The 18,381-nt window shown below is 60.5% G+C and carries 16 protein-coding genes; 7 read left to right on the top strand and 9 right to left on the bottom strand.

What is annotated here, in order from left to right:
• From ACR52_RS26805 to ACR52_RS26795, 4 genes are all read left to right on the top strand, one after another.
• A partial coding sequence (locus ACR52_RS26805) for an RHS repeat-associated core domain-containing protein (protein WP_236692205.1) occupies positions 1–2,828 on the top strand: 2,828 nt, incomplete at its 5' end.
• Positions 2,716–2,952 (top strand): HNH/endonuclease VII fold putative polymorphic toxin, encoded by a 237-nt coding sequence (locus tag ACR52_RS29920; protein WP_082143259.1) that lies wholly within the window; start codon positions 2,716–2,718, stop codon positions 2,950–2,952. The genes ACR52_RS26805 and ACR52_RS29920, both read left to right, overlap by 113 nt.
• Positions 2,949–3,350, top strand: coding sequence for an Imm50 family immunity protein (locus ACR52_RS26800; RefSeq protein WP_048731128.1), 402 nt, complete (start codon positions 2,949–2,951; stop codon positions 3,348–3,350). Before ACR52_RS29920 ends, ACR52_RS26800 begins: the two co-directional genes overlap by 4 nt.
• A gap of 568 nt (positions 3,351–3,918) precedes the next feature.
• Positions 3,919–4,281, top strand: coding sequence for an Mpo1-like protein (locus ACR52_RS26795; protein WP_048731126.1), 363 nt, complete (start codon positions 3,919–3,921; stop codon positions 4,279–4,281).
• 3 nt (positions 4,282–4,284) lie between these two features.
• On the opposite strand, the gene ACR52_RS26790 is transcribed toward ACR52_RS26795, so the two are convergent.
• The 3 genes from ACR52_RS26790 to ACR52_RS26780 all read right to left on the bottom strand — a co-directional run bounded on the left by ACR52_RS26790 (position 4,285) and on the right by ACR52_RS26780 (position 6,370).
• Entirely contained in the window at positions 4,285–5,082 is a 798-nt protein-coding gene (locus ACR52_RS26790) for an acyl-CoA thioesterase (protein WP_048731125.1), read from the bottom strand.
• 203 nt (positions 5,083–5,285) lie between these two features.
• Positions 5,286–6,047, bottom strand: a complete 762-nt coding sequence (locus ACR52_RS26785) for a CHAD domain-containing protein (RefSeq protein WP_048731123.1) — start codon at positions 6,045–6,047, stop codon at positions 5,286–5,288.
• A gap of 44 nt (positions 6,048–6,091) precedes the next feature.
• Positions 6,092–6,370, bottom strand: a complete 279-nt coding sequence (locus ACR52_RS26780; protein ID WP_048731122.1) for a hypothetical protein — start codon at positions 6,368–6,370, stop codon at positions 6,092–6,094.
• A gap of 218 nt (positions 6,371–6,588) precedes the next feature.
• Here ACR52_RS26780 and ACR52_RS26770 point away from each other — a divergent pair, with 218 nt between their 5' ends.
• Complete coding sequence (locus tag ACR52_RS26770; RefSeq protein WP_048731119.1) at positions 6,589–7,626, top strand: patatin-like phospholipase family protein; 1,038 nt, start codon at positions 6,589–6,591, stop codon at positions 7,624–7,626.
• Positions 7,627–8,162: 536 nt separating this feature from the next.
• Here ACR52_RS26770 and ACR52_RS26765 read toward each other — a convergent pair.
• The 6 genes from ACR52_RS26765 to kdpF form a co-directional block, all read right to left on the bottom strand.
• The gene (locus ACR52_RS26765; RefSeq protein ID WP_048731117.1) at positions 8,163–8,852 is read right to left on the bottom strand and encodes a response regulator; all 690 of its coding nucleotides are present in this window, start codon (positions 8,850–8,852) and stop codon (positions 8,163–8,165) included.
• Positions 8,853–9,004: 152 nt separating this feature from the next.
• Entirely contained in the window at positions 9,005–11,656 is a 2,652-nt protein-coding gene (locus ACR52_RS26760) for a sensor histidine kinase (RefSeq protein WP_048731116.1), read from the bottom strand.
• Positions 11,657–11,721: 65 nt separating this feature from the next.
• Positions 11,722–12,267, bottom strand: coding sequence for a potassium-transporting ATPase subunit KdpC (gene kdpC / locus ACR52_RS26755; RefSeq protein ID WP_048731115.1), 546 nt, complete (start codon positions 12,265–12,267; stop codon positions 11,722–11,724).
• Between the two features lie 138 nt (positions 12,268–12,405).
• Positions 12,406–14,463, bottom strand: a complete 2,058-nt coding sequence (gene kdpB, locus ACR52_RS26750) for a potassium-transporting ATPase subunit KdpB (RefSeq protein WP_173439349.1) — start codon at positions 14,461–14,463, stop codon at positions 12,406–12,408.
• 14 nt (positions 14,464–14,477) lie between these two features.
• Positions 14,478–16,172 (bottom strand): potassium-transporting ATPase subunit KdpA, encoded by a 1,695-nt coding sequence (kdpA, locus tag ACR52_RS26745; RefSeq protein ID WP_048731112.1) that lies wholly within the window; start codon positions 16,170–16,172, stop codon positions 14,478–14,480.
• A gap of 9 nt (positions 16,173–16,181) precedes the next feature.
• Complete coding sequence (kdpF, locus tag ACR52_RS26740; RefSeq protein ID WP_003218754.1) at positions 16,182–16,271, bottom strand: K(+)-transporting ATPase subunit F; 90 nt, start codon at positions 16,269–16,271, stop codon at positions 16,182–16,184.
• 412 nt (positions 16,272–16,683) lie between these two features.
• Between kdpF and eat the strand changes: the two genes are divergently transcribed.
• Positions 16,684–18,048 carry an ethanolamine permease gene (eat, locus tag ACR52_RS26735; RefSeq protein ID WP_048731110.1) on the top strand — a complete coding sequence of 455 codons (1,365 nt, stop codon included), beginning with the start codon at positions 16,684–16,686 and terminating at the stop codon, positions 18,046–18,048.
• 111 nt (positions 18,049–18,159) lie between these two features.
• The gene (locus ACR52_RS29915) at positions 18,160–18,327 is read left to right on the top strand and encodes a DUF2897 family protein (RefSeq protein ID WP_082143258.1); all 168 of its coding nucleotides are present in this window, start codon (positions 18,160–18,162) and stop codon (positions 18,325–18,327) included.
• Positions 18,328–18,381: the final 54 nt, after the last annotated feature.

Below are 18,381 nucleotides of genomic sequence, written 5' to 3'. Positions count from 1 at the left end.
AGATTCATCGCGCCACGGGGCATGAACCTTTCGTCTGGGTGACCGAGCAGAACGTTGTTTCCTACGCCTATGACGACATTGGACGACTGGTCTCGGCGACCAATGCCGTAGGTGAAAGCGAGGGTTATCGGTACGACGAGCAGCACGTCATTCTTGAACGGCAGTTGGCCGGCGGGGCGAGTTTCTTTTGGGCGTGGGAACGGTCTGGCAAGGCGGCGCGATGTGTTCGGCATTGGGCCAGTTTTTCGCAGATGGACACGCGGTATGTCTGGGGGGATGACGGCCGCGTTGGCGTTCATAACGCTGATGGTAGCCTGGAAGTTTACGTTCATGACCAGCGTGCACGGTTGGTGCAGCGGATTGATCCTGACGGTGCCGAGCATTTCAAATCCTACGATGACAAAGGCCGACTGACGGTCGAGCAGGACCCGCTGGGGGCGGTGACGGCGTATCAGTACGACGAAGCCGGGCGCTTGGTGGCGCTGTTTCCGGGGGAGGATGAGCCGACCTCTTACGAGCATGACAATGGGTTCGTACGGGTTGTTAGGCGTGGGGAAGCGGTTTGGAAGTACGAGCGTAATGACCAGGGCGACGTTACGCGTAGGACCGATCCCGATGGACAGGTTACCGACTACAGCTACAACAAATATGGGCAGCTGATTGGGGTTTGGTATCCGGATCACAGTTGTCAGCGGCTCGTTTGGAATGAGCGCGGGCAGTTGCTTGAGGAGCAGTTGCCGAATGGCGGGATCAAGCGCTATCGCTATGACGATCTTGGGCGGCAGGTTGCGCGTGAGGACGAACATGGCGCGCTGAGCCAGTATGAGTGGGACAGTGTTGGCCGGCTAAATCGCGTCGTATTGCCGGGTGGAGCGACGCGGGAATACAGCTACAACCCCTACGGAAAAATCACCGCAGAACGCGATGAACTGGGGCACGTCACCCGCTACGAATACGCCGATGGATTGCACCTGATCAGCCGCCGCCTTAATGCGGATGGCACCCAGGTCAGCTACCGCTACGACAACGTGCGGTTGCTGCTCACCGAGATCGAAAACGAAATCGGCGAAACGTATAAGTTGGACTACCACCCAAACGGCCTGATCCAACAGGAAACCGGTTTTGACGGGCAGCGCACCGCCTACGTTTACGATCTCAACGGCAACCTGCAAGAGAAGACTGAACACGGTGATGATGGCAGTCAGCTAGTCACCCGTTACACGCGAGACCACGCCGGACGGCTCGTACGAAAAACCCTGCCCGACGACAGCATTGTTGAATACACCTACGACCGCCAAGGCAACCTCCTCAGCGTCGACGACGGCCACTGGGCGTTAGCCTACGAATACGACGTCCAAAACCGCCTCACCGCCGAACACCAAGGCTGGGGCACCCTGCGCTACGGCTACGACGCCTGCGGCCAACTGAAAAACCTGCGCCTGCCGGACAACAACCGCCTTGTGTTTAACCACGACAAAGGCGGCCATCTCGCCACCGTCGAACTGAATGGTGAAACCCTTACTTCCCATCTATTCAGCAACGGCCGCGAACGCCAGCGCCAACAAGGCCAACTCCTCAGCCACTACCACCACGACGACCAAAACCGCCTGCACGCCCACACCCTCACCCAACAGCAACACACCCTCTACCAACGCCAATACGACTACGACAAAACGGGAAATCTCACCCGCCTCCTCGACACCCGCAAAGGCGAACACCTCTACCACTACGACCCCCTCGCCCGCCTGACCCGCGCCAACCACTCGCAAGACGTGCAGGAACGCTTCGCCCACAACCCAGCGGGCAACCTCCTCATGCTCGACCGCCCCGGCCCCGACATCGTCGCCGGCAACCGCCTGATGATCCAGGGCGATCGCCAGTACGACTACGACGCCTTCGGCAACCTCATCCGCGAGCGGCGCGGCCGTGGGCACGCGCTGATCACCGAATACCGCTACGACTGCCAGCATCGTTTGATCCACCTAACCCAGCCCAACGGGGAAACCGCGAGCTATCGCTACGACCCGTTCGGACGCCGTATCAGCAAAACCGTCGACGGCATCACCACGGAGTTTTTTTGGCAAGGCGACAAGCTGATTGCCGAGCATCATGCGGATCGACATCGCAGCTACATCTACGAGCCGAACAGCTTCCGGCCATTGGCGCTGTTGGAAGGATTTGGCCCAAAAGAAACAAAACCCTTCCACTACCAACTCGACCACCTCGGTACCCCGCAGGAACTCACCGCCCCCGACGGTGAAATCGTCTGGTCCGCCCACTACCGCGCCTACGGCGAAATCGCCCGCCTCGACATCGGAAAAATCGACAACCCGCTACGTTTCCAGGGCCAATACTTCGACCAGGAAAGCGGACTGCACTACAACCGCCATCGCTACTACAATCCGGATGTTGGTCGTTACCTGACGCGCGACCCGGTGAAGCTGGCGGGTGGGATCAATGCGTACCAGTACGTGCCCAACCCGACGGGATGGGTGGACCCTTTGGGGCTCAGCGCAAATTGTCCTGGATCAATAAGGAAAAATCCCGCTTGCGCTACTCCTACTGAACCGGATGCCCCTGACGTTTCTCGTAAGGGGGCTTTCAGGCAAGCTAAAAGAGATGCCCATATACCGATGAATCAGAGCCCAGATGCGATGACACACCCGAAAACAGGACGAACGACACAGTACAAAATAGAAAACATGACCGATTTGAATGATAAAAAAATACTCGATGCAACCGGCCAACCCATCGAGACGATGGGTATACCAATTTACAAGAGAAGATGGCTCACAAGTCCTTATTCAAGATCATTCTGCTGGGCATAAATACGGTAGAGCAGATGGAATTGGAGACCAAACAACACACTTCAATTTACGACCTATTGAACAACCCCGGAACGGCAAAGTCATAGGCACACAAGCACACTATTTTTTCAGGAACAAAAAATGAAACACTGGAATGAACTAGATAAAAATATATTCTTTGAAAAAATTTTTAGCCAGCCTGTAAAGATAGGAGAAATTACTCTCTTCTCTTTACAAATAGACAATGATCGACCGTCTTTGGGGATTGGGTTCGACATACCTGAGTTCCCAGACATTCTACCGGAAAAATGGAAAAACAAAGGTTACAACGTTTGCAGACTTGGTGTTGATTGCTATGGCATTAGCGATCTAAAAATACTCAACATACCCGGCCGAGATAATTTTTACGTAAGAATAAAAAAAGAAGATGGTCAGCTCTGCTTCCAGGCTGCCAACAAAAATTCATTAATCGAATTTAAGGCCCAGAGCATCTCAATTTGCGACCCTAACGTTTACATCAGAGGTAATGATGAAGATTCTTAAAATAACAGGCATTACCAATAAAAATCAGCCATACGCTTCTTGTGCGCATGGACGCTATGAATGCGTTATTTGCGAATAAAGGGTACGGATTTGAATGGCACTTACTTAACCCTCTTCGGATGCCCGTTCTTATGTACCTCGGCCCTTGCAGCCCCTCGTGCTTGCATAAAGGGGACGGATTTATTTAAAATAATTTAGCGCTACTTATTCTAAATAAATCCGTCCCCTTTTCACTCTTTTCACTGGCCCCCTTTTCACTGCACTATTGGCTGCAAAGACAGACCCTGGTTATTCCTATCTTCTTTACGGAAAACCGGATAATAAAAACTTCCTTACCTTCACATCGCTAAACGCTGAAGGTACACACCACGACCACCCCGAATATAACGGACACTTTATCAAACTAAACGCGGAAAGAATCGACGCTAGCTTTCACTTAGATACTAATAAGCAGCGCTTCTGCGACCGGGCAAGGCTATCACCCCCATAGCCAGCCTTGATTCGCCGCCTCGCCCCCCCCCACCTAAACTCTGCCCAAGCTATTTCAACGGACAGAGGATTCACCATCATGGGCAAACATCATCCCAATCTCCCCGCCTGGCAATGGCGTAACTACCCGCAGAACCATCAGCACCCGACCAACCTGGCGCTGCACCTGATTGCCGTACCGCTGTTCGTCATCGGCTTTCTGCTGATCGTCTCGGGTGTGTTCAGCCTGAGCCTGGCCAGTTTTGCCGTGGGCGTTGTCGGCATCTTGGCCGGCCTGGCATTGCAGCGTCATGGCCATCGCCTGGAAGCTCAGGCCAGTGAGCCGTTCAGTGACCGTAACGACGCGGTGCAGCGCTTGGTGGTCGAGCAGTTTGTGACCTTTGCGCGATTTGTATTGAGCGGTGGCTGGTGGCGCGCCTGGCGCCAGCGCAACCGGCACTGAGGGTCAGGCGAAGACCACCACGGTCTGGCGGCTGATGGCGATCAATTCACCGGTTGGGCTCCATAGCGCAGCGGCGGCGTGGCCGTAGCCGTCGCGGGCGTGTTCGATGTTGACGTGGTACTGGCACCAGTCGAGGGTGGTGAGGTTTTGCAGCGGCTGGATGAATTCGATGGTCCAGGTCAGGGTGCTGCCCGGCGCAGGTTTCTTCAGGTGCGGGAGCAAGGCCGGCGGCCAGGCGTCGACCAGGGCGAGGATATGCGCCTCGGTCAGCGGCTCCTCTTTCACATCCCCCCGCAGGCGTACCCAGCCGCCCATGTTGCGGGATTTGCTGCCGGTAAACGGCAGGCCGCCGACACTCCAGCGCATCGCCAGGTGGCGCATGAATTCGGGTGTGACGCCCTTGATATAGGGCAGTTCCTGGCACTCATCCCAGTGTTTGAACGTTGGCGGCGGTTCGCTCGCCACGTCGATTTCCGACTCACGAGACGCGCCAAAACTGGCCTGGACCAGTGTCGCCACTTCACCGTTCTGCACCACTCGGCCGAGCAATTGGCTGACTGCCTTGCCTTCGCGGAGCACTTCGACTTGATAACGGGCGGGTACATCGGGTGCTACCGGGCCAACAAAGGTGATCGCCAGCGAACGCAATGGGCGGTCGGCGGGCACTTGGGCGCGCAGGGCTTCGTATTGCAGGGCGGCAACCAAGCCGCCAAACGTGGCGCGTCCCTGTGCCCATTCGGCGGGGATGGTGACATCCAGCGGGTTGCTACGGGCAGCGTCGAGCAAATCACTAAAGCGCATGGCGACCTCACATCAAGAAAACCGATGGGGGATCTTAACCATCGCGCCCGCCAGGGCACAGCGCCTATTCCGGCCAAAAACCGGACCGGTAGAGCCTGGCTTGCCGACGATGGTCGTTAACGATGATGCAGCGAATCAGGATACACGCGGTGTCTGGACGTTTTTCGCCGGCAAGCCGGCTCCTACAAAGATGGGGAATAGCCTTAGAAACAACCGGTGCTGAGTTTGTCCAGCACGCGATCCGCCTGCCCTTCGGCTTTAGCCATGGTGCGATGCCATACCGCGACACAGGGCTGCAGATCAGCCTGGTGTTCAGCCTGGGCCAGCCATTGCCAGCAGTCGTGCCAATCACCCAGTGCAGCTTGGGCATTCTTGAGGCGTGACATGGCGTTGGCGGGGAGCTTATCCAACTCGGGGTAGGCCTCGGCGGCGTAGCGCACGCGCTTGATCAGCAACCGCAGACGGTGGCGATCGTGGTCGGGGTCCTTCAAGGCGTCGTCGAGTTTCTGCCATTGCTTGGCCAGACGTTTCTCGATGCGCGCACGCAGGCCCTTGAGCAGTTTCTGGTGTTGTGAGGCACGGATAAACCGTGGGAAGGCATCGAGGATTTGCAGCAGGTGCGCCAGCTCCGGGCTTTGCGCTACGTGGCGATAGGCATCCGGTTGCAGGCGCAGACGGCGGTCTGCGGCTTCGTGATGGCCATGCTGGTGCAGATAGGCCGCCAGCACTTCACGATCCCGCAACGGGGTGGTCAATTGGCCGACCGTGCTGGCGGCCAATTCAAGTTGTTCGACACCGGGCAGCCCGCGCAAGGGGCGCAACAGGCTGCGCAGGCGCCGCACGGTGGTGCGCAGATCATGCAAGGCTTCATCGTCGGTGACGGCGGCGAGGCGAGCTTGGCAGCTCAGTAACCCTACTTCCAGGCCAATAACTTGAGCGACTAACTGATCGACCAAAGCTGACATTCCGCCCTCACTTTCCGTTGAAAAATCCTACCTGCCGCTATGGGTTAGCGCCCGGCGCGAGACTCACGAATATAGAACCGCGCCTTCTCGGCCTTGTTGAAGCAGCCTTCGAACGCTTCAAATTGTTGCTGGGTCTTGGCACCGGTCAACAGGGACAGGGCTTTTGAGTAACTCACGGTGCCGGCAAAACCTTCGGCCTTGGCCAGGTCCAGCTCTTTCCAGGCGGCATCCAATTGGCTGCCGCAACTGTCGCGGTACGCGGTTTTCCCGGCACAACCGGCCAAAGCCAACATGATCACAGGCACACACATCCAGGCTTTCATCGATGACACCTCAAAAAAAGAAAAACAGTCGTACGGTGTAGACGTTGCCTACAAGAAAAAGTGCCTTGTCCGACAGCCTGAAATCAAAACCGCTTACAGCCAGAGCATACCCGACCAGCCTGGCTATTCTGGAAAAATATTGCGCACTTTCAGCGAAGATTGAAGCAGCCCCCGTATTGGGTGCATTGTGGGCACCCGCGTAACGAAGGACATCGACCATGAAGAAGCGTGTTGCCTTGGTGCTAGGCTCCGGCGGGGCCCGGGGCTACGCCCATATCGGGGTGATCGAGGAGATCGAGCGGCGCGGTTACGACATCGCGTGTATCGCTGGTTGTTCGATGGGCGCCGTGGTGGGCGGGATCTATGCCGCGGGCAAACTCGACGAGTATCGAAACTGGATTGAAAGCCTCGACTACCTCGATGTCTTGCGCCTGGTCGACGTGAGCTTTCGCTTGGGTGCCATTCGCGGCGAAAAGGTCTTCGGGCAGATTCGCAAGATCGTCGGCGAGATCAACATTGAAGAACTGCGCATCCCCTACACCGCCGTGGCCACCGACCTCACCAACCAGCAGGAAATCTGGTTCCAGGAAGGCTGCCTGCACCAGGCCATGCGTGCCTCGGCGGCGATTCCCAGCCTGTTCACTCCGGTGATGCAGGGCAACCGCATGCTGGTGGACGGCGGCCTGCTCAACCCGCTGCCCATCGTGCCCGTGGTGTCGAGCCACTGCGACTTGATCATCGCGGTGAACCTCAATGCCACCAACCAGAAACACTACCAACTGCCCGTGATCCCGCGTCCGCCGGCTTTCAAGAGTCGCTTCAACAACCTGGCGAAGTCATTGGGTTCGCACTTGCCGTTTCGTCGCAAGCAGGCCGAGCAGCTGTTGAAGCTGGAGCAGGAAGCCTTGCAGGCCCAGGCGGCCGAGATCAACCCGTGGCTGGACTCCGCCGAACCCGAATCCCAGCAACCCGCCGCTGCGCCGGAAAAGGCCGGTGCGCCGAAGTCGGCCACTGGGTCGTTCATCATCGATAACGTCGGGCCGGCATCGCTGCTGGATTTGATCAACCAGAGTTTCGAGGTGATGCAGACCTCGCTTGCGCAGTACAAGATCGCCGGCTATCCGCCGGACGTGTTGATCAACGTGCCGAAGCGGGTGTGCCGATTTTTCGAGTTTTACAAGGCGCCAGAGTTGATCGCCCTGGGGCGCGAGATTGCCAGTGATACGTTGGATCGGTATGAAAGTGAGCAGCAATGAGCTCTTCGGTGACCACACCGGCCTCATCGCGGGCAAGCCCTAGTGCCGATCAGTTATGGTCACGCAGTGTACCTGTGGCGAGGGGGCCCCACCCCGTCTTCGACGCCGCGCTGTCGCGCAGCAAACTGGGACCTCTGTGGCGAGCGGGCTTGTCCCGCGTTGGGGTGCGAAGCGCCCCTGATGAAGACGAATGCAGTGTATCGGGCACTCCTCTGCGCCTGGTTTTGGGGCTGCTGCGCAGCCCAACGCGGGACAAGCCCGCTCACCACAAGAATGCGCTCGCCTGAAAGTGTTTATGCAAGACTCAAAACTTTAGGGTGAAATTTTAACCCTTTAAAATCAGTAAGTTATTTTAAGTTTGATAAGAGCTTGTCGGATCGCCGCACCGTCCCGTTGGGCCGCGAAGCGGACCCGAAGATGGGACTGCTACGCAGTCCAACGGGAGCAAGCTCCCTCGCCACAGGTTCGGCGCCCACCCTTAACTGAGCGGCGTTAGGGCTTGCCCGGCTCCCACAGGGATATGCATTCCAACGCGTCTAAACACTCAACAACCGATACCCCACGCCCGCTTCGGTCACGATAAACCGTGGCTGAGTCGGATCATCCGCCAGTTTCTGGCGCAGATGCCCCACCACGATGCGCAAGTAATGGCTGTCCTCGGTATGGGTCGGCCCCCAAATATCCTTGAGCAACTGCTGCTGTGTAATCACCCGGCCAGGATGGCGTGCCAATTGCGCCAGCACCGCGTATTCCTTGCGAGTCAGCGCCACCTCGGCACCGTCCAGCAGGACTCGGCGATAGGCCAGGTCCACCGTCAGCGGGCCGAAACTCAACGCGGCTTCCTGCGCCTCACCCGCCGGCGCCTGGCGCAGCAATGCGCGCACGCGGGCGAGAAACTCCTGGATGCCAAAGGGTTTGGTGACATAGTCGTTGGCGCCGTTGTCGAGGGCTTCAACCTTTTGTACTTCGCTGGCCCGTACCGACAGCACCAGCACCGGTACCGTCGACCATTCACGAAACTCGCGCAGCACTTGCTGACCGTCCATATCCGGCAGGCCGAGGTCGAGCACCAGCAAATCGGGTTTGCTCAAGGCTGCCTGGGCCAGGCCTTCGTTACCGCTACCTGCCTCGATTACTTTGTAGCCCTGGGAGGCCAGGCTGATGCGCAAAAACTTGCGGATCTGCGGTTCGTCATCAATGACCAAAATCGTCGCGGTCTGGCTCATGGTTTCCAATCAAAATCCGTGAAAAAATCATTGTAGTAGCGAGGCGGGCGGCTAGCCCTTGCTCGCGAAAAACCCAAGGGCACCGCGTTCATTCAGGTTGCCATCATTATCGTTAAAGATCTTCGCGAGCAAGGACCAGATCACCCTCGCGCCTACAGGTTATGTTCCAGGTCAGGCTGAGCCTGCAATGGCAGGAACAAAGTGATGCAGGTGCCGCGCCCTTCGATGCCTTCGGCAACGCTGATATGCCCACCATGCGCACCGACCATACCCTGGCAAATCGCCAATCCAAGGCCTGTGCCCTGCCCGCCCCGATCACCACGGGCGGCGGTGTAGAACATGTCGAAAATCTTCGCGCGTTCCTCCTCGGGAATCCCCGGCCCCTCGTCGGCCACGGCGAAAAACAACTGGTTGTCCGACACACCTGCACTCAACTGCAAGCGGCCCTGAGGCGGTGAAAAGCGCGCGGCGTTTTCCAGCACATTGACCAACGCTTGCTCGATCAATGCCGCGTGCACATACAGCAACGGCAGCTCAGGCGGCACCTCGGTACTCACCTGCAACGGCGCCAGCACCGCACGCAAACGGCCGAGGGCACTGCCGACGATATCGCCGGGCGACACCCAATCCCGCGCCAGCTTCAGCGCTCCGTGGCCGAGGCGTGTCATGTCGAGCAGGTTCTGGATATAGCGGTCGAGGCGTTCGGCTTCATCGCGGGTGCCTTCCAGCAACTCGCGGCGATCCTCCAGCGGGATGGCTTCGCCCAGCGCCAGCAGGCTGTCGATACTGCCGCGCATGGAGGTCAACGGCGTACGCAAATCGTGAGACACCGACGCGAGCAAGGCGCTGCGCAGTTGCTCGGTTTCACCGTGCAGGCGCGCGGATTCCAGCTCCTGCGCCAGTTGCGCGCGCGCCAAGGCCTGGGCCAGCGGCTGGCTCAACGCGGTCAGCAGGCGACGGCGTTGGCCGCTCAACTCCGTACCCGGTTTCGCGCTGACACCCAGCAAGCCCAACGGCCCTTCTTCGCCCGACAGCGGCCACCACCACCAGCGCCCGAGCGGCAAGGTGCCGGTGCCCTTGCCCGCCGGCTGGTCGTGCTGCCAGGCCCAATCAGCGGCGGCGCGCTCGGCTTCGGTGAAGGTCAGCGGGCCGCCGGTCTCGACGGTCCAGCCGCCATGGCCATCGCGATTGACCAGGCACAGGTCCAGGTCGCTCCAACCTTCCAGGTGATGGGCCGCCGCACTGATCACCGCCTGGCGATCGGTGGCGGCAGTGAGTTTGCGCGACAGGTCGAGCAGCTCGCTGGTTTCTTCCTGTGTATCGCGCAAGGCCTGCAATTGGCGACGCTGGCGTGCAGCAAGGTTGCCGGTCAGCGCCGCCATCAACAGAAAGAACAACAGGGTCAGCACGTCTTCTTCACGCTGGATGGCAAAGGAGAAACTCGGCGGGATAAACAGGAAGTCGTACGTCAGGAACGACAACGCCGAACACGCCAGGGACGGCCCCAGGCTGCTGCGCACCGCCACCAGCAAGACCGCCGCGAGAAACACCAGCGAGATATTGGGTAACGGCAACACGCTGGACACACCCCAAGCCACGGCAGCCGCAACGACGGTCGCCACCACGGCCAGGGCGTAATCGAACCACACCAGGCCGCGCACCTCCGGCAAGCGTGGTGGCGCGGGGATATCGTCACTGTCGAGAACGTTGATTTCCAGGCCGCGCGCGTTGCGCAACAGGCGCGCGGCCAGACCGCCACCGAATAACCGACGCCGCCAGCTCATCCGCGACTGCCCCACCAATACCAGGCTGGCGCGGCGTTCGGCGGCGTGCTGGATCAGCGTCTTGGCCACCTCGCCCGCGCGCAGCAACACCACCTCGCCGCCCAGGCGTTCGGCGAGTTGCTGGGCGTTTTGCAGACGCAGGCGCGACTGCTCATCCCGCGCGCGGCCGTTGTCGATATGCACCAGGCTCCACGGCAAATGCCGACGCTGGGCCACGCGGCTGGCGTGGCGCACCAGGCGCTCGGCTTGCGTATCGCCATCCACGCCTACCAGCAAACGACCGCGCACCGCGGGCGCCGCTTGCCCGAGTTGGCGGTAGCCTTGGGCCAAATCGTCGTCGACATGGGCAGCGGCGGTTTGCATCGCCAGTTCGCGCAGGGCCATCAAGTTGGTCTGGGTGAAGAACGCATCGATCGCCGCACGGGCCTGTTCCGGCACGTAGACTTTGCCGTCGCGCAGACGCTCAAGCAGCTCGCGGGACGGCAGGTCGATCAGCAGCAGTTCGTCAGCTTCCTGCAACACCCAGTCCGGCAGGGTTTCACGCACCTGTACCCCGGTGATGCCACGTACCTGATCATTGAGGCTTTCCAGGTGCTGGACGTTGACCGTGGTGAACACGTTGATGCCGGCGGCGAGCAGTTCCTGAATGTCCTGCCAGCGCTTTTCATGCCGGCTTCCGGGGGCGTTGCTGTGGGCCAGTTCGTCGACCAGCACCAGCTTGGGCTTGGCGGCGAGCAGGCCGTCGAGGTCCATTTCTTCGAGCATCACGCCGCGGTATTCCGTACGCAGCAACGGCTGTTGCGGCAGGCCGCTGAGCAAGGCTTCGGTCTCTGCGCGGCCGTGGGTTTCGACCACACCGGCGATCAACTTGGCGCCCTGGCGCAACTGGGTGTGGGCCGCCTGGAGCATGGCGTAGGTCTTGCCCACACCAGGCGCGGCGCCGAGGAAAACTTTGAGCCGGCCACGGCCGTTCCGGGGCAGATCGGCTAACAGGGCATCGGCGCGGCCGGAGTCGCTCATGCGGTGATCCTTCAAGAGTCAATCAAAAACCTGTAGGCGCCGGCTTGCCGGCGCCTACAGGGGGTTCAGAGTTTTTCCAGGGCCATGTTCAGTGCCAGTACGTTGACTACAGGCGGGCCTACCAGCGGGCTTTCGATGTGCTCATCCAGCAAACGTTGCAGGGTCGACACCGGCAGATTGCGCGCGGCGGCCACCCGGGCCAGTTGATAGGCAATCGCCTGTGGTGGCAAGTGTGGATCAAGACCGCTGCCGGAGGTAGTCAGCGAAACCAATGGCACCGGCCCCTGGCCAGGTACCAGCTGCTTGTTGGCATCGTCGAACACACGGGTGGCCAACGCCGGGTTGCTTGGGCCCAGGTTACTGGCGCCGCTGGAAACGGTTGCGAAAGCGCCGGCCGAAGGACGCGGGTGAAACCAGCTGTCACCGGTAAAGTCCTGGGCTATCAGGCTGGAGCCGCGCACCTTGCCGCTGTCATCACGTACCAGGCTGCCATTGGCTTGGCTCGGGAACGCGACTTGCGCGACGCCGGTGACCACCAACGGGTAAGCGACGCCGGTGATCAGGGTCATGAGTACCAGCAGGCTCAGGGCCGGGCGGATAGTGTTAGTCATATTAAAATCCTCAATCAATTGAGAAACCCATGTGGCGAGGGAGCTTGCTCCCGTTAGGCTGCGTAGCAGCCGTAAAGCTCGGGACCGCTGCGCGGTCCAACGGGAGCAAGCTCCCTCGCCACAAAAAGAAAAATCGGGTTACACCAGGTGCAGCGCTGTCAGCAGCATGTCGATCGCCTTGATGCCCACGAACGGCACCAGCAGCCCGCCCACCCCGTAGATCAGCAGGTTGCGACGCAGCAACGCTGCCGCACTCGCCGCTTGCACCCGCACGCCACGCAGCGCCAGCGGAATCAGCACCACGATGATCAGCGCGTTGAACACGATGGCCGACAGGATCGCGCTCTGCGGGCTCTGCAGGTGCATCACGTTGAGCACGCCCAGTTGCGGATAGATCGAGGCAAACAGCGCCGGCAGGATCGCGAAGTACTTGGCCACGTCGTTGGCGATGGAGAAGGTGGTCAGCGCGCCACGGGTCACCAGCAATTCCTTGCCGATCTGCACCACGTCCAGCAACTTGGTGGGGTCGCTGTCGAGGTCGACCATGTTGGCGGCTTCACGCGCCGCCTGGGTACCGTCGTTCATCGCCATGCCGACGTCAGCCTGGGCCAGCGCCGGGGCGTCGTTGGCGCCGTCGCCGCACATCGCAACCAGGCGACCGTCGTTCTGTTCATGACGAATACGCGCGAGTTTTTTCTCCGGGGTGGCTTCGGCCAGCACGTCATCCACGCCCGCTTCAGCGGCAATCGCAGCAGCGGTCAGCGGGTTGTCGCCGGTGACCATCACGGTGCGAATGCCCAGCTTGCGCAGCTCGGCGAAACGCTCGCGGATGCCGGGCTTGACCACGTCCTTCAGATGGATCGCACCGAGCAACTTGCCATCGGCGCATACCAGCAAGGGCGTGCCACCGCTCTGGGCGATCTTGTCGATTTCCCGCGACAGCGCAGGTGCAAGGTCGCGGCGTTGTTGGCCGATAAACGCCAGCAGCGAATCCACCGCGCCTTTACGGAACACGCGGCCCTGATAGTCGACACCGGACAAGCGGGTTTCCGCGCTGAACGGCACAGCGGTCAGCTCATCCAGCGACGGCTCGGCCTGAGGGTGCAAGGCGCGCAGGTATTCGACGATGGATTTACCTTCCGCCGTGTCATCCGCCAGCGACGCCAGCAGCGCGCCTTCGGCCAAATCCCGGCCGCTGACGCCAGGCGCCGCAACCACTGCCGTACAGCGACGGTTACCAAAGGTGATGGTGCCGGTCTTGTCCAGCAGCAACACATGCACGTCCCCCGCCGCTTCCACGGCGCGGCCGGACTTGGCGATCACATTGAGGCGTACCAGGCGGTCCATGCCGGCGATGCCGATGGCCGACAACAAGCCGCCAATGGTGGTAGGAATCAGCGTCACCAGCAGTGCGACCAGGAACACCAGCGGCAAGCTGCCATTGGCGAAGTGGGCGAACGGCTGCAGGGTCACCACCACCAGCAGGAAGATCAACGTCAGGCCGATCAGCAGGATATCCAGCGCGACTTCGTTGGGGGTTTTCTGGCGTTTGGCGCCTTCCACCAACGCGATCATGCGGTCCAGTGTCGACTCGCCGGGGTTGGCGGTGATGCGGATCATCAGCCAGTCCGACACCAGGCGGGTATTGCCGGTGACGGCCGAACGGTCGCCGCCGGACTCGCGGATCACCGGGGCAGATTCGCCGGTGATCGCCGCTTCGTTGACCGCCGCGATGCCTTCGATGACTTCGCCGTCACCGGGGATCATTTCCCCGGCGGCGACGCGCACCACATCACCTTTGCGCAGGCTGGTGGCCGGCACGACCTTGAAGCTGCCATCGGCTTCCTGGCGACGTGCACTCAGGCCTTCGCTGCCGGCCTTGAGGCTGTCGGCGCGGGCCTTGCCGCGACCTTCGGCCAAGGCTTCGGCGAAGTTGGCGAACAGCACGGTGAACCACAGCCACACAGCGATTTGCACGGCGACGAATGTTGGCACGGTGGCGTCGGGCACGAAGCACAGCACGGTGGTCAGGATGGCGGTCAGTTCAACCACCAGCATCACCGGCGAGCGCTTCAGTTGGCGTGGGTCGAGCTTGACGAACGCCTGGACCAGCGCCGGGCGCCACAGGGCGGAGATGGCGGTTTTGGTGGGCTCCTGGTGTTTGACCGGGGCCGCGTTTTTTGCAGGCATATTCATTTTCATATCCCCTCTTAGAAGCCCATGCTCAGGTGTTCAGCGATGGGGCCTAACGCCAGCGTCGGCAGGAAGGTCAGGCCGCCCACCAGCAAAATGGTCACGGTCAACAGGGTCACAAACAGCGGGCCGTGGGTCGGGAAGCTGTTCTGGCCGATCGGTGCGGTCTTTTTCATCGCCAGGCTGCCGGCCAGGGCCAGTACCGGGAGGATGTAGCCGAAGCGGCCGATCAACATGCCCAGGCCCAGCATCAAGTTATGGAACGGGGTGTTGGCGCCGAAGCCGCCGAACGCCGAACCGTTGTTGGCACTGGCCGAGGTGTAGGCGTAGAGCAACTGGCTGAACCCGTGGGGGCCAGGGTTGCTGATGGCACCGGCCGGGCCAGGCAGGCTCGCGGCGATGGCACCCAGTACCAGCACGCCCACCGGCATCACCAGCAAGGTCACCACCAGCAATTGCACTTCCTTGGCCTGGAGTTTCTTGCCCAGGTATTCCGGGGTGCGACCGATCATCAGGCCGGCGAGGAACACAGCAATCAACACGTTGAGCAACATCCCGTACATGCCGGCACCGACGCCGCCGAAGATCACTTCGCCGACCATCATGTTGACCAGTGCAACCATCCCGCTGAGGGGGCTGAGGCTGTCGTGCATGCCGTTGACCGAACCGTTGGACGCCGCCGTAGTGGTCACCGACCACAACACGGTGCCGGTGGTACCGAAGCGTGCTTCCTTACCTTCCAGCGGTGCGGCTTGCTCCACGGCCGGGTTGTTCAGGGTCGGGTTAGGCTGGTATTCGGCCCACAGCGAAGTCGCGCCACCGATCAGGAACAGCGCCAGCATGCAGCCGAGAATCGCGCGGCTTTGGCGCAGGTCTTTCACGTAGTGGCCGAAGGTGAACACCAGCGCCACCGGGATCAGGATGATCGCCGCCAATTCGAACAGGTTGGACCAGGCGGTCGGATCTTCAAACGGGTGCGCCGAGTTGACGCCGAAGAAACCACCGCCGTTGGTGCCCAATTGCTTGATCGCAATCTGGCTGGCCGCCGGGCCCAGGGGGATCACCTGATCCACGCCCTGCATCGTTACAGCGTCGACGTAATGGGCGAAGGTTTGCGGCACGCCCTGCCACACCAGGAACAGCGCCATCACCAGGCACAACGGCAACAGGCCGTAGAGGGTGGCGCGGGTCATATCGACCCAGAAGTTGCCCAATGTCTGGGTGGATTTGCGACCGATCCCACGGCAAAGCGCGACAAGGACTGCAAGGCCTGTGGCTGCACTGACGAAGTTCTGCACGGTGAGGCCGGCCATCTGGCTGAGGTAGCTCAGGGACGCTTCACCGCTGTAGGCCTGCCAGTTGGTGTTGGTCATGAAACTGACCGCAGTGTTGAAGGCCAGGGTCCACTCCTGACCCGGCAATTTCTGCGGGTTCAGTGGGAGATAGTCCTGGAACACCAGAATCGCGAACAACAGCAAAAAGCCCGCGAGGTTGAACGCGAGCAAGGCCAGCATGTATTTCTGCCAGCTTTGTTCCTGCTGCTCATCCACCCCGGCGATGCGATAGCACACGCGCTCGACCGGGCCAAGGACCGGCGTCAGCCAGGTGCGCTGGCCTTCCATCACCTTGTAGTAGAACCGCCCCAGGAAGGGTGCCGGCACCAGCACCAAGGCAAAGAAGGCGATGATCAGCCAATAGTCATAACTGTGCATAGCCTGCTCCTAGTTCCGATCCGCGCGTAACAGCGCAACCAGCAGATAAATGAACAGCGCCACGGCCAATAGCAGTGACACCCCGTCCAGAACGCTCATGGAAGTTTCTCCGTATTGCGGCGAGTGCCGCGTGTAGGGCAATTGTCCGCAGGAGTGGTGTAAAGGAACGAGAGCGAGGGTATGGGTGGGGCGTAAAGACGGCGTAAAGAGTGGGTTTATGCGGGGTTTACAGGGGGGATTTCAGGTGCCAGGGCGGGCGCTATCGGGAGCAAGCCCCCTCCCACACTCGACCGCGTTGTCATGCCGAGCGCCGATCAACCTGTGGGAGGGGGCTTGCTCCCGATAGCGCCGGCACAGTCACCGCCGCACCTATCTGGTGCAACGCCGGAAAATTTCAAACGCCAAACCATCCCCCCGACGACAGTTGCGCCCCTTTACGACACGATTGTGTGGAGTGGCATGCCCGCTGCAACACCTGAATCATTCCAAACCGTTCAGGGAGCGCAACACGATGAACACACAACTCAAACCCACCTTGGGCACCCTGCATTTATGGGGCATTGCCGTCGGGCTGGTGATTTCCGGCGAGTATTTCGGTTGGAGCTATGGCTGGGGCGTCGCGGGTACGCTGGGCTTTCTGGTGACCTCATTGATGGTCGCCGCCATGTACACCTGCTTTATATTCAGTTTCACCGAACTGACTACCGCCATTCCGCACGCCGGTGGGCCATTTGCCTACAGCCGCCGCGCCTTTGGTGAAAAAGGCGGCTTGATCGCCGGGCTGGCGACCTTGATCGAATTTGTGTTCGCCCCGCCCGCCATCGCCCTGGCCATTGGCGCCTACCTGAATGTGCAGTTTCCGGCACTGGACCCGAAACACGCGGCCGTCGGCGCCTACTTCGTGTTTATGGGCCTGAACATCCTCGGTGTGAAACTCGCCGCCACCTTCGAACTGGTGGTGTGCGTACTCGCCGTCGCCGAACTGTTGGTGTTCATGGGCGTGGTCGCCCCCGCCTTCAGCTTCAGCAACTTCGCCCTGAATGGCTGGGCCGGTTCCGACACCTTTGGGCCCCCGGCGATTGCCGGGATGTTTGCGGCGATTCCCTTCGCCATCTGGTTCTTCCTCGCCATCGAAGGCGCGGCCATGGCGGCCGAAGAAGCGAAAGATCCGAAGCGCACGATTCCAAGAGCCTACATCAGCGGCATCCTGACCCTGGTGATCCTGGCGATGGGCGTAATGTTCTTCGCGGGCGGCGTGGGCGACTGGCGCACCCTGTCCAACATCAACGACCCGTTGCCGCAGGCGATGAAAACCGTCGTGGGTGAAAGCTCCGGCTGGCTGCACATGCTGGTGTGGATCGGCCTGTTCGGGCTGGTCGCCAGCTTCCACGGCATCATCCTCGGCTACTCGCGCCAGTTCTTTGCCCTGGCCCGTGCCGGTTACCTGCCGTCTTTCCTCGCCAAACTGTCGCGTTTTCAGACACCGCACCGGGCAATCATCGCCGGCGGCGTGGTCGGCATTGCCGCCATCTACAGCGACGGCTTGATCAACCTGGGCGGCATGACGCTGACCGCAGCGATGATCACCATGGCAGTGTTCGGCGCCATCGTCATGTACATCATGAGCATGCTCAGCCTGTTCAAACTGCGTAAGACCGAGCCGCTGCTGGAACGCACTTTCCGCGCCCCCGGCTACCCAATCGTGCCAGGTATCGCGCTGGTACTGGCAGTGGTGTGCCTGGTGGCCATGGCCTGGTTCAACACCCTGATCGGGCTGATCTTCCTCGGCTTCATGGCAGTAGGTTTCATCTACTTCCAGTTGACCGCCCAAGACCGCGCCGATGCGCCGGCAGATGCAATGTTGACCGGGCTCTAAGGTTTATGAGGCGGAACAGGCCTACACTGAACTACTCAGAAAGCCTGTAACTCAAAGCAGTTATTACCGTGGGAAAACTCTCCCACGGCAATCTGCCTCAAGGAGAGCGTTATGCCGTGGTATGCATGGTTGATTATGGTGGTCGCGATCGGGTCGATCGTCGGTGGGCTGATGATGCTGCGTGACAGCGCCAACAAGGTGGAACTCACCGACGAACAACGCAAACGCGTGGCTGAGCGCAATGCGCAGGCAGACTCAAAGGATGCGCAGGACCGCTGAGCGAGTTGCCCCCTGTGGCGAGGGAGCTTGCTCCCGCTGGGCTGCGAAGCAGCC

The organism is Pseudomonas fildesensis (assembly GCF_001050345.1).
Classification (GTDB): Bacteria; Pseudomonadota; Gammaproteobacteria; order Pseudomonadales; family Pseudomonadaceae; genus Aquipseudomonas; species Aquipseudomonas fildesensis.
Note: the sequence above shows the minus strand (reverse complement) of the source record. Positions and strands in the feature narration are given on the sequence as shown.